Below are 12,305 nucleotides of genomic sequence, written 5' to 3' on the forward strand. Positions count from 1 at the left end.
GCACGTAGATGCCGGTGAGCACATTCATCATGGTGCTTTTACCAGAGCCATTGGGGCCAATCAGCCCATGGATGGTGCCGCGCTGGATCCGAAGATCGACGTTGTTGATGGCCTTTAAGCCGCCAAACTGCATCAACACGCCCTGGGCCACCAGCAGGTCTGAGCCCACAGCGCTGTGGTTGGCATTGGCGGCCACCATGACGGCATCGCCCCCCGCGCTGCCGGCGTCTGCCAGCTCGCCATCGGCAGCCGTGGTTTTGCGGACAAACAGGCCGTGGACAAAGCCCACAATGCCGTCCTGCAGGTAATACACCACGAACAAAATCATCAGGCCAAAGATGCTGAGCCGCCAGTCGGTGATGGACTGCAGCCAGAACGAAAACACCACCAGCGCGATGGAGCCCAGCACCGGAATGGCAACCGCTTTGGGACTGGTGACTTTCTGTACCAGGCCTACGATGGCCCCTACCGTGATCAACACCGCCAGCGCCGAGGCCACGATGCGGAACAGCTCCAAGTCGTCCAGCAGCTTTGGCAAAATCACAATGATGGCAGCCCCCAGCAGCGCACCCACACGAGACTTGCGGCCCCCCATGATCACCGCCAGCAAGAACAGCACGGTCAACTCGAAGTTGTAGGTGTTGGGCGAGATGTACTGCTCTGAATAGGAATACAGGCAACCCGCCAGACCCGCAAAACCCGCGCTGATCACAAACGCATAGACCTTGTAGCGGTACACCGACACGCCCATGCAGTCCGATGCCACCGGGCTGCCCCGCAAGGCCTCGAAGGCGCGGCCCAGTTGCGACTTGAGGATGCGGTCCACCACCACCAGCGACACCACCATGAGCACAAACACCAGCCAGTAAAAGCCGTTTTCATTGAGCTGGTAGCCCGCAATGGAGGGCTTGGTCAGCTTGATCCCCATCGGGCCCTCGGTCAGAAAAGTCATCTCGTTGATCAGGATCTGGATGATGGTGCCAAACGCCAGTGTCACCATGGCCAGGTACGGGCCGGTAACCCGCAAGGCGGGCAAGGCCAGCAAGGCGCCAAACCCGGCGGTCACACCAATACTGGCCGGAATAACCACCCACAGCGGTGCGCCCAGCTTCAAAAAGAACACCCCGGCGGTATAGGAGCCCACGCCAAACAGCCCGGCATGGCCTAGCGACACCTGGCCGGTGTAACCCACCACAATGTCCAGGCCAAACAGCAAAATCGCGTAAATCATGATCGTGCCGACCATGTGGATGTAATACGGATTGCTGGTAAACAGCGGTGCCGCTGCCAGCAAGGCCAGCCCGAGCACGGCCGCGATCAAAGACTTGCGGTTCATCGTCAGACTTTCTTGATGGCGGTTTTTCCGAACAAGCCCGCAGGCTTGAGCGCCAGCACCAGCAGCAGCAGCACCAGACCAGGCACATCCTTGTAGCCGGTGGACAGGTAAAAGCCGGTAGTGGTTTCGGCCACACCCAGGATGATGCCGCCCACAATAATACCCATGCCGCTGGTCAGCCCGCCAATGATGGCCACCGCAAACGCCTTCAGCCCCAGCACCGAGCCCATGGTGGCCCCGGTGAGCGTCAGCGGTGCAATCAGGGCCCCGGCAAACGCCGCCGTAGCCGACGACAGCGCGTACGAAAACGTGATCACCAAGCCGGTGTTGATGCCCATCAGCTTGGCCGCGTCCCGGTCATTGAAAGTGGCCACCACGGCCTTGCCGTAGATGGTTTTGCGGTTGAAAAATTCGACTGCCAGCATCATCAGCACCGCACCCACCACCACCAAAATCTCCATCGGAAGCACATTGGCACCCAGAAACTTGAGCGGCGATTCGGGCAAGGGGGACGGAAACTTCATGTCGTCACGGCCCCACACGTTTTCGGCCACGTTCTTGAAAATAATGCCCAGCGCGATGGTGGACATGATCCAGCCAAACTCACTCTTGATCTTGATCGCCGGGCGCACCCCGATGCGCTCCACCAGCGCCCCCTGGAACAGACCAAACACCATCACCAGTGGCAGCATGAGCCAAAAATTCACGCCCATGGTGACCAGTGTCAGGCCCACCATGGCCCCCAGCATGAGCGCATCCCCCTGGCCGAAATTGAGCGTGTCCGAGGTCTGGAACGTCAGCTGGTAGCCGAACGCTATGACGGCATAGATCATGCCCAGCGCAATGCCGCTGTAAATGAGTTGAAGCAGGATGGCCATGGTGTGGGCTCCGGGCAAATATCCAAAAAAATACCGCACTAGCCGAAACGGCCAGGGCGGTGCAATAACTCTGTGCGAAGCAGAATCCGCTTATTTTTTGGCTTCCTTGAGGCGTACTTCCGAGGCCTTCTTGAAGTCATCGGGATAGGCGTAAATCACGCGCTGGCCCTTGACCTCGCCAAACACCGGGATATTGGCCGTGATGGCCTCGTGGTCCTTGGCGGTAAAGGGCTTGTTGTAGGTGGTGACCACGCCAGTCACAGGCGTTTTCAAATCCTCCAGCGCGGCCTTGATCTTGGCCCCATCGGTGGAATTGGCCTGGGTGATGGCCGCGGCCAACAGGTACACCGAGTCATAACCCTGGGCGGCAGACACCGGCGAGTCGATGCGGGCGTTCTTCGGGTTAAAGGTTTTCAGGTAGCTGATGATGAAGGACTGGCGCTTGGGCGTGGTGGGCTCCTGGATAAAGGTCTGCGGCATGCGCGCGCCGTCACCGCCGGGGCCTGCATTGTCGATAAAGTTGGCCATCGACAAGGTCCAGCTACCAATGATCGGCACTTTCCAGCCCAGCTTGGTCATGCCGTTAGCAATCTGTGCCAGCTCGGGGCCAATGCCGTAGGTCAGCACGGCTTCGGCACCGGCTTCTTTGGCCTTGAGCAACTGCGCGGTCATGTCCACATCCTTGATGTTGAACTTCTCCACCGCCACCGGCTTGATGCCCTTCGTGGCCAGGGCTTTTTCCAAGTCCTCGCGGCCCAGTTGCCCATAGTTGGTGGAATCCGCCAGGATGGCGACCTTCTTGTAGCCACGCCGTGCCACCGCCTCTTCCACAATCATCGGTGCCTGGATGCTATCGTTCGCCGCGTTGCGGAAAATGTAGTTGGCAGGCTGGTCGTCAAACTGGTGCGTGATCACCGAGCCGGTGGCCACGTTGTTCATCACCGGGATCTTGGCTTCTTGGTAGAAACGTTGCGACGCCAGCGCCACGCCGGTATTGATAAAGCCCACGGTGGCGGTGACTTTTTCCTTGTTGATCAGCTCCTGGGCGATCTGCACGCCGCGCTCGTTTTTGGCCTCGTCATCGCGCTCTACGGTTTGCAGTTGCCGTCCCATCACGCCACCGGCCTTGTTGATTTCTTCGACCGCCAACTTCACCCCGTCGCGCATGCTCACGCCCATGGACGACGAGCCGCCGGTGAATGGACCACTCACACCGATCTTGATGGGCTCGGCAGCCGTGGCAGCGGCGGCCAGGCACACGATGGCCGAGGCAAATACCGCGTGGGAGGCTAGTTTGGCAAAACGAAAACGCATGGTGTCTCTCCTGTTTTTAGTCAAAGTAACGCAAGTCTCAAAGCCATTTTTCAACGGAGTTTTTCATTGCGCCCGGGCCGGGGGCATCTCGGCGTTTTCACACCCCAGGGGGCATGTATACATAAATGTACGCTTCGTATTTGCAAAGCTTTCTAGTGAATACCCTGAATACAGCTATGCATTTTTTGAGAGGCGCGGGAGCAGAATCCCGGTATGAAAATCTCGGCCCAATTGCGCGAAAAAATTGAGGATAGGATCGCCACCGGTGTGCTGCTGCCCGGTAGCGCGCTGGACGAAGCCAGCCTGGCGCAACTGTATGGTGTTTCACGCACGCCTGTGCGCGAAGCCATGATCCAGTTGGCCGCAGAGGGTCTTATCGAAATGCGCCCCCGGCACGGGGCGGTCGTCACCCGCATGGACCCCACGCGGCTACTGGAAATGTGCGAGGTGATGGTGACGCTGGAAACCCTGTGCGGGCAGTTGGCGGCCCGGCGCATGACCAACGGCGAACGCTTGGCGCTGGTAACGGCCCACGCAGACTGCGAAAAAGCGCTGGCCGACCAAGATCCAGAGGCCTACTTTGGCGGCACGGAAAGCTTCCACACCGCGCTGTACGCGGGCAGCCACAACCGGTATCTGAGCGACCAAGCAGCCAAGCTGCAGCGCCGCTTACGCCCCTACCTGCGCCTGCAACTGCGCGCCCGCAACCGCATGGACACCGCCTTCCAAGAACAGACGGCCATCTTGCGCGGCATCACCGCAGGCGATGCGCAAGCTGCTACTGAAGCCCTGCACCAACATGCCATGCTGCAAGGCGAACGCTTTGGTGACCTGCTCGCCTCCCTGGCAAGCCTGCCACTGTCCGCCGAGGCATAACTGCGGTTTACTCCACAACCCAAAGTTAAGCATAAAAACAGGCTCTAGCGCATTCTGTACCTGCGCAAACAGCTTCTATTTCAATAGCAAACGTCCATGCACTGCGCAGCATCACAAGGTCGAGAAATCCGGTCGCCGGTTTTCCATAAAGGCGGTCAGCGCTTCCTTGGCAGCAGGCTCGCCCAGCATGCGGCCAAAGATGGCAATCTCTTCTTCGATGCGCGCGGCGACCGGAGCCGCCTGCTCTTGCTTCATCAGGCGCTTGCTGGCCACCAGCGCGCCCAGCGGCTTGGCCGCCAAGCGCTGTGCCTGCCGGTGCGCCAGGGCGTGCACCTCGGCAGGCGGCACGATGCGGTTGATCAGGCCCACTTCCAGCGCCGTCTCTGCGGTAAACGGGTCGCCCAGCAGCAGCGCCTCCGCGGCCCGCTGGTGGCCCATCAGGCGCGGTAGCAGGTAGCTGGACCCCGCTTCAGGGCACAGGCCCAGGTTGACGAACGGCAGCGAAAACGCCGCGTTGTCGCCCGCGTACACCAGGTCGCAGTGCAACAGCAGCGTGGTGCCCACACCCACCGCCGCACCGCACACCGCGCCGATCAGCGGCTTGGGGAAGCTGCTGATCACGCGCAGAAAGCGGATCACCGGCGACTCGGTGGTAGGCGGAGCCTTCAAAAAGTCGCCGATATCGTTGCCCGCCGAAAAGATGGTTTCGTGCCCCTGGATCACCGCTACCCGTACCAAGGGGTCGGCAGTCGCCACCTCCAGCGCATCAGAAATCGCCGCGTACATGGCAGAGGTGATGGAATTCTTCTTGGGCACGCGGTTCAGCGTGATGGTCAAGATGCCCGATTCGGTGTGGGTGAGGATGTCGGTCATGGGTTTTCCATATCTAAAAATGCCGTGAGCCTACACCCGCTCGAAGATGCCAGCCGCCCCCTGGCCCATGCCGACACACATCGTCACCATGCCGTACTTCAGGTTGTTGCGGCGCAGCGCGTGGATGACGGTCGCGGCACGGATGGCACCTGTGGCGCCCAGCGGGTGGCCGAGCGCAATTGCACCGCCCATCGGGTTCACTTTCGACGGGTCCAGGCCTAGCGTGTTGATCACGGCCAGCGACTGGGCCGCAAAGGCCTCGTTCAGCTCGAACCAGTCGATGTCCTGGTGCTGCAGACCGGCATAGCGCAGCGCAGCGGGAATCGCCTCGATCGGCCCGATGCCCATGATGTGCGGCGGCACGCCCTTGCTGGCAAAGCTGACGAAGCGCGCCAGCGGCGTCAAGCCGAAGCGCTTGATGGCCGACTCGCTGGCCAGTATCAAGGCACCGGCACCGTCGGAGGTCTGCGAGCTGTTGCCCGCCGTCACCGAGCCACGGGCCGAGAACACGGTCTTCAACTTGCCGAGGCCTTCGACCGTGGTTTCGGGGCGCACGCCTTCGTCCAGGTTGATAGTGCGCTGGGTGATGGTGACCTTGGCGCTGTCCAGATCGACACTGCGGTCGTCCACCGTGATGGGGGTGATCTCGTCGCTGAAATAACCGGCCTTCATCGCCGCCAGCGCCTTCATGTGGGATGCGTAGGCGAACTCGTCTTGCGCGCTGCGGCTGATCTTCCACTGCTGCGCCACCTTCTCGGCCGTCAGGCCCATGCCGTAGGCGATGCCGTAGTTGTCCACGTCGTCGGTGTTAGTGAAGATGTTGGGCGACAGGCTGGGCCCGTTGCCCATCATCGGCACCATGCTCATGCTCTCGACACCGGCGGCAAACATCACGTCGGCCTCGCCCACGCGGATGCGGTCGGCCGCCATCTGCACCGCGCTGATGCCGGAGGCGCAGAAGCGGTTCACGGTGATGCCGCCCACCGAGTTCGGCAGGCCCGCCAGCACCGCGCCGATGCGCGCCACGTTCAGGCCCTGTTGGGCTTCGGGGATGGCGCAGCCGCAGATCACGTCTTCGATGGTGGCCGGGTCCAGCCCTGGCACCTGGGCCAAAGCGGCACGCAGCGTGGTGGCCAACAATTCGTCAGGCCGGGTGTTGCGCAGATAGCCCTTGTGCGAACGGCCGATGGGCGTGCGGGTGGCGGCGACGATGTAGGCGTCTTGGATTTGTTTGCTCATAGTCGTTCCTTAGTTCCGTACCGGCTTGCCCGTAGAGAGCATCCCCATGATCCGCTCCTGGGTCTTCGCGTTCTCCAGCAGGCTGCAGAAGGCTTTGCGCTCCAGGCTCATCAGGTATTCCTCGGTCACCAGCGTGCCGTTGTCCACGTCGCCACCGGTCACCACGCCGGCGATCAGGCTGGCGATATGGAAGTCGTGCTGGCTGATGAAGCCACCGTCGCGCATGTTGACCAATTGGCCCTGGATGGTGGCCTTGCCATTGCGGCCTGCCACCAGAAACTGGCGCTTGTGTGGCGCGCGGTAACCGCCAGCCGCCATGGCCTTGGCTTCGTTCAAAGCGACGAATAGCAGCTCGTCCTTGTTCGGCACGATGACGTCACTATCCAGCAGATAGCCCAGCTTGCGGCTTTCCAGCGCACTGGTGCCAACCTTGGCCATGGCCGCGGCGGTGAAGCCCTCGGTCAGGAAGGGCAGCAAGTCTTTGTGTGTGGACAGGGCCGCGTTCTCGGCCGCACGGCGGGCGATATAGGTCAGGCCGCCGGCGCCGGGCACCAGGCCCACACCGACTTCCACCAGGCCGATATAGCTTTCCATGGCCACCACGCGGCGGGCCGAGTGCACGGCCAGTTCGCAGCCACCGCCCAGCGCCAGGCCGCGCACGGCGGACACCACCGGCACGTTGGCGTAGCGGATTTTCAGCATCACTTGCTGCAGCGCTTTTTCCATCTTGTTGATGGCACCCGCGCCGCCCATCATGAAACCGGGCAACATAGCCTGCAAGTCGGCACCGGCGCTGAAGGGCTCGTCGCCCGACCAGATGACCACACCGGCGTAGTCTTTCTCGGCCAGATCGACGGCACGCGCCAGGCCTTCGGAGACCTCGGGGCTGATGGCGTGCATCTTGGTCTTGATGCTGGCGATGATGATTTGGTCGTCGAGGGTCCAGAGGCGGATGGCCTTGTCTTCATGCAGGGTCTTGCCTGCAGTCTCAAAACCGCCGCCGAGTCCCAGGCCTTGGGTGTGGCCGGAGATTTTTTCAGGGAATAGCTGCCTGGCGTAGACAGGCAGTGCGTGGCGCGCTACAAATTTTGAAGTAGACGGGTTCCACGAACCTTCGGCTGTGTGCACACCGCCCGCCTCGGCCACCGGGCCGTTGAAGACCCAGTCGGGCAGCGGCGCGTCGCTCAGCGCTTTGCCTGCGGCGATGTCTTCCTTGATCCAGTTCGCCACCGTCAGCCAACCGGCTTCTTGCCAAAGCTCGAACGGGCCTTGCTGCATGCCAAAGCCCCAGCGCATCGCCAGGTCCACGTCGCGCGCGGTTTCGGCAATCGTCTGCAGGTGCACAGCGGCGTAGTGGAAGCTGTTGCGCAACACCGCCCACAAAAACTGGCCTTGCGGGCCTTCGCTGTTGCGCAGCAGGGCCAGGCGCTCGGCGGCGGGCTTCTTCAGCATGCGGCCATAGACCTCGTCGGCCTTTTCGCCACCGGCCACGTAGGTCGCCGTGGCCATGTCGAAACGCAGGATGTCGCGGCCGACCTTCTTGAAGAAACCGGCCTTGGCCTTCTGGCCCAGGTTGCCCATTTCCAGCAGCTTGGCCAGCACGGGCGGCGTGCCGTAGCTGCCGTAGAACGGGTCGGCATCTAAACTCAGGTTGTCTTGCAGCGTCTTGACCACATGGGCCATGGTGTCCAGGCCCACCACGTCGGCGGTGCGGAAGGTGCCCGAGCTGGCACGGCCCAGGCGCTTGCCGGTCAGGTCGTCGACCACGTCATAGGTCAGGCCGAACTTGGCGGTCTCACCGATGATGCCCAGTATGCCGGCGATACCGACGCGGTTGGCGATGAAGTTCGGCGTGTCCTTGGCGCGCACCACGCCCTTGCCCAGGCTTGTCGTCACAAAGGCTTCGAGCTGGTCCAGCGCTTCGGGCTGGGTGGTGGGCGTGTTGATCAGCTCCACCAGGTACATATAACGCGGCGGGTTGAAGAAGTGGATGCCGCAGAAGCGGGGTTTAATTTCTTCAGGCAAGGCCTCGCTGAGCTTGGTGATCGACAGGCCGGAGGTGTTGGACGCCACCAGCGCATGCGGGGCGACAAACGGGGCGATCTTTTTGTACAGGTCGAGCTTCCAGTCCATGCGCTCGGCGATGGCCTCGATGACCAGGTCGCAGTCCTTCAACTGCTCCAGGTGGTCGTCGTAATTGGCTTGCTGGATCAGGTCGGCATCTTCGGCCACGCCCAGCGGCGCGGGCTTGAGCTTCTTCAGGTTGGCGATGGCTTTGGCAGTGATGCCGTTGGCCGGGCCGGCCGAAGCTTTCAGGTCGAACAGCACGACCTGCACTTTGACGTTGACCAGGTGCGCGGCAATCTGCGCACCCATCACGCCAGCGCCTAGCACGGCGACTTTTTTGATGGGGAATTTAGACATGAGGGTCTTTCAAAATCATTGAATGCGTTGCCACACCTGGGTGCGGTAGAACGGGCCGATGTAGCCACGGATCTGGAGCTTCTTGCCGTCTTCGAGCGGCTCCATACGCAGGGTATAGTTTTTGCCGTTTTCAGGGTCGAGAATCTTGCCCTCTTCCCACACATCTTTGCCCTCGGCCTTCTTGGCGCCACGGATGATTTCCATGCCCAGCTTGGGTTTGTCTTTGCGGTCGTCGCTGCATTGGGTGCAGTTGGGTTCGCTGCTGGGCATCAGGGCTTTTTCCACCACACCGGAGAGCACGCCATTCACGGCTGTGATGCGGATCTCGGCCTTGGGTTGGCCGGACTTGTCGTCGATACTGCGCCACAGGCCCTCGGGGGTCATTTGGGCAAATACGGCTCCAGCGCATACCATTCCTGCACAGAGTGCTATTATTTTTTTCATGCTTGTCTCCGGTGGGATGGGTTAAGCCAGGGCGGCGTCGGTGTCCATCAGCGCCTTGCTGCCGCTGCGGATGGTGCGCATCAACGTGGCGGTTTCCGGGAACAGCTTGGCGAAGTAGAAACGCGCGGTCTGGACCTTGGCCAGGTAGAACTGGTCGGTGTTGCCAGCCGCGATTTCACGCAGCGCGACTTGCGCCATACGCGCCCAGAAGTAACCAAACACCAGGTGGCCAGCCACACGCAAATAATCCACTGCGGCAGCGCCCACTTCGTCGGCGTTCTGAAAGCCTTTGAAGCCGACTTCGGTGGTCAGCTTGGTGACCTGGTCGCCCAGGATGGCGATGGGGGTGATGAACTCGCCCATCTTCTCGTTCACGCCTTCTTCTTCCACCAGCGCGGCCACCAGGCGGCCGAACTTCTTCAGCGTCGCGCCGTTGTTACCCAGGATCTTGCGACCCAGCAGGTCCAGGCTCTGGATGGTGTTGGTGCCTTCGTAGATCATGTTGATGCGGTTGTCGCGCACATACTGCTCCATGCCCCATTCCTTGATGAAGCCGTGGCCGCCAAACACCTGCATGCAGGCATTGGTGGAAATGTGGCCGTTGTCGGTAATGAAGGCTTTGACGATGGGCGTCAGCAGGGCCAGCATTTCGCCGGAATCTGCACGCACTTTTTCGTCGGGGTGGCTGTGTTCCTTGTCCAGCAGCACGCCGCAGAAGATGCCCAGCGCGCGGCCACCTTCGGCGTAGGCCTTGGCGGTGAGCAGCATCTTGCGCACATCGGGGTGCACGATGATGGGGTCGGCCGGTTTGTCCTTGGCCTTGGTGCCCGACAGCGAGCGCATCTGGATGCGGTCTTTGGCGTAGGCCAGGGCGTTTTGGTAGGCCACTTCGGTTAGGCCCAGCGACTGGTTGCCCACACCCAAGCGGGCGGCGTTCATCATCACGAACATGGCCGCCAAGCCCTTGTTGGGCTGGCCGACCAGGGTGCCGATGGCGCCATCCAGCACCATCTGGGCGGTGGAGTTGCCGTGGATGCCCATCTTGTGCTCCAGGCCGCCGCAGTAGATGCCGTTGCGCGCACCCAGTGTGCCGTCAGCAGCCGCATGGAACTTGGGTACCGCAAACAGGCTGATGCCCTTGCTTCCCACGGGCGCGTCCGGCAGGCGGGCCAGCACCAGGTGGACGATGTTGGCGGCCAGATCATGCTCACCGGCGCTGATGAAAATCTTGTTACCGGTCAGGCTGTACGTGCCATCTGCCAGGGGTTCGGCCTTGGTGCGCAGCAGGCCCAGGTCGGTGCCGCAATGCGGTTCGGTCAGGCACATGCTGCCGGTCCATTCGCCGCTGGTCAGCTTGGGCAGGTACAGGGCTTTTTGCGCGTCGGTACCGTGGGCGTGCAGGGCCTCGTAGGCGCCGTGCGACAGGCCGGGGTACATGGTCCAGGCCTGGTTGGCCGAGTTCAGCATTTCATAGAAGCACTGGTTCACCACAAACGGCAGGCCCTGGCCACCGTAGGCCGGGTCGCAGCTCAACGCAGCCCAACCGCCTTGCACGTACTGGGCGTAGGCTTGTTTGAAGCCCTTGGGGGCGGTGACTTCGTGGGTGGTTTTGTCCAGTGTGCAGCCTTCGGCATCGCCGCTGATGTTCAGCGGGAAAGCCACTTCAGAGGCAAACTTACCGCCCTCTTCCAGGATGGCGTTGATGGTGTCGGCATCGGTGTCGACATGCTGGGGCATCAGCTTCAGGTCGTCAGTGACCTTTAGCACTTCGTGCATCACAAATTGCATGTCGCGCAGCGGAGGGGAGTAGGTTGGCATGGAGGCTCCTTGGAATTTTGAATGGAATGGGGTCAGAGAGTGGCAGGCTGTCCGTAGCGCGCCAGCAAGTTGGCGAAACCGGTGTTGGCACGGTCTACCGCACCGGGATTCTTCAAGAAACGGTGCTCATAGTGCAACGACAAGATCAAACCGTGTATCTCGAAGGCGACTTGGTGCTCGTCGGCATCGGGGCGCAGGTCGCCGACTTCTTTAGCCTGTACCACAGCGCGGCAAAAGGCCGACAGCCAGGCCTGCACAGAGTTGGCCAGCGCATCGCGCACCGGGCCGGGCCGGTCGTCAAACTCGACCGCGCCGCTGATGAAAATGCAGCCCGATTGCAGCTCAATGGCCACACGCTGCATCCAGTTGGCAAACAGTGCTTGCAGCCGCGGCAAGCCGCGTCGCGCCTGCATGGCGGGGTAGAACACCTCGGCCTCAAACTGGCGGTAGTACTCGCGGATGACGGAAATCTGCAGCTCTTCACGCGAGCCAAAATGGGCAAACACGCCGGACTTGCTCATCTGCGTGACTTCGGCCAACGCGCCTATGCTCAGGCCTTCCAGCCCGATGTGGCTGGCCAGGCCCAAAGCCGCCTCAATGATGGAGGCCTTGGTCTGGCGACCCTTGAGCAGCGCACGCCCATCCGGGAGCGCATCGCGGGCCGCTTTTGCGGGGTGTTCAGAAAGGGCCATGGGGTTTAAATGGGGAAATACGAACGATCGTGCTATTTTTTGATTTGAACAGAGTTATTTTCAAAAGTCCAGCCGAGTACATGCCAAATCGGAATCTGTGCGACAGGGACAAACCCTGCCAGATAAAAGCAAAAAGGACCGCAGCACTGCTACGGTCCTTTTTTGGCCAACTGACTCCGCCGTCGGGAAAGGGGCCTTACATCAAGCGGCATCTTCCAGAAGCATGGCAGCACCTTTTTCGGCCACCATGATTGTGGGCGCGTTGGTGTTGCCCGAGGTGACCGTCGGAAACACCGAGGCATCGATCACCCGCAACCCTTGCAAGCCATGCACTTTGAGGCGGTGGTCCACCACGGCACGCTGCGCATCCGGCCCCATGGCCGCCGTGCCACAGGCATGGTAGACCGAGCC

Annotated in this window: 11 protein-coding genes; 1 reads left to right on the forward strand and 10 read right to left on the reverse strand. The window is 61.4% G+C overall.

Annotated features, from left to right (window positions below; translation table 11 throughout):
* From ABI213_RS07520 to ABI213_RS07530, 3 genes are all read right to left on the reverse strand, one after another.
* A partial coding sequence (locus ABI213_RS07520) for an ATP-binding cassette domain-containing protein (RefSeq protein ID WP_348026594.1) occupies positions 1–1,336 on the reverse strand: 1,336 nt, incomplete at its 3' end.
* Positions 1,337–1,338: 2 nt separating this feature from the next.
* Positions 1,339–2,214 carry a branched-chain amino acid ABC transporter permease gene (locus ABI213_RS07525; protein WP_295953261.1) on the reverse strand — a complete coding sequence of 292 codons (876 nt, stop codon included), beginning with the start codon at positions 2,212–2,214 and terminating at the stop codon, positions 1,339–1,341.
* 90 nt (positions 2,215–2,304) lie between these two features.
* Positions 2,305–3,528, reverse strand: coding sequence for an ABC transporter substrate-binding protein (locus ABI213_RS07530; RefSeq protein WP_348026596.1), 1,224 nt, complete (start codon positions 3,526–3,528; stop codon positions 2,305–2,307).
* 213 nt (positions 3,529–3,741) lie between these two features.
* On the opposite strand from ABI213_RS07530, the gene ABI213_RS07535 reads away from it, so the two are divergent.
* A complete protein-coding gene (locus ABI213_RS07535; RefSeq protein WP_348005582.1) occupies positions 3,742–4,404 on the forward strand; it encodes a GntR family transcriptional regulator in 663 nt (220 codons plus the stop codon).
* 111 nt (positions 4,405–4,515) lie between these two features.
* Here ABI213_RS07535 and ABI213_RS07540 read toward each other — a convergent pair whose 3' ends face one another.
* The 7 genes from ABI213_RS07540 to ABI213_RS07570 all read right to left on the reverse strand — a co-directional run.
* On the reverse strand, positions 4,516–5,277 hold the full coding sequence (locus ABI213_RS07540; protein ID WP_348005583.1) for an enoyl-CoA hydratase: 762 nt from the start codon (positions 5,275–5,277) through the stop codon (positions 4,516–4,518).
* Between the two features lie 30 nt (positions 5,278–5,307).
* Complete coding sequence (locus ABI213_RS07545) at positions 5,308–6,516, reverse strand: acetyl-CoA C-acyltransferase (protein WP_348005584.1); 1,209 nt, start codon at positions 6,514–6,516, stop codon at positions 5,308–5,310.
* A 9-nt stretch (positions 6,517–6,525) separates the two neighbouring features.
* Positions 6,526–8,940 carry a 3-hydroxyacyl-CoA dehydrogenase/enoyl-CoA hydratase family protein gene (locus ABI213_RS07550; protein WP_348026598.1) on the reverse strand — a complete coding sequence of 805 codons (2,415 nt, stop codon included), beginning with the start codon at positions 8,938–8,940 and terminating at the stop codon, positions 6,526–6,528.
* A 15-nt stretch (positions 8,941–8,955) separates the two neighbouring features.
* Entirely contained in the window at positions 8,956–9,384 is a 429-nt protein-coding gene (locus ABI213_RS07555; RefSeq protein ID WP_348005586.1) for a DUF2147 domain-containing protein, read from the reverse strand.
* 21 nt (positions 9,385–9,405) lie between these two features.
* The gene (locus tag ABI213_RS07560; RefSeq protein WP_348005587.1) at positions 9,406–11,202 is read right to left on the reverse strand and encodes an acyl-CoA dehydrogenase C-terminal domain-containing protein; all 1,797 of its coding nucleotides are present in this window, start codon (positions 11,200–11,202) and stop codon (positions 9,406–9,408) included.
* Between the two features lie 32 nt (positions 11,203–11,234).
* Positions 11,235–11,894, reverse strand: coding sequence for a TetR/AcrR family transcriptional regulator (locus ABI213_RS07565; protein ID WP_348005588.1), 660 nt, complete (start codon positions 11,892–11,894; stop codon positions 11,235–11,237).
* A gap of 201 nt (positions 11,895–12,095) precedes the next feature.
* Positions 12,096–12,305: GMC oxidoreductase (locus ABI213_RS07570; RefSeq protein ID WP_348026600.1), on the reverse strand; the 210-nt coding region annotated here is incomplete at its 5' end.

It is taken from the genome of Rhodoferax sp., assembly GCF_039922535.1.
GTDB lineage: Bacteria > Pseudomonadota > Gammaproteobacteria > Burkholderiales > Burkholderiaceae_C > Rhodoferax_B.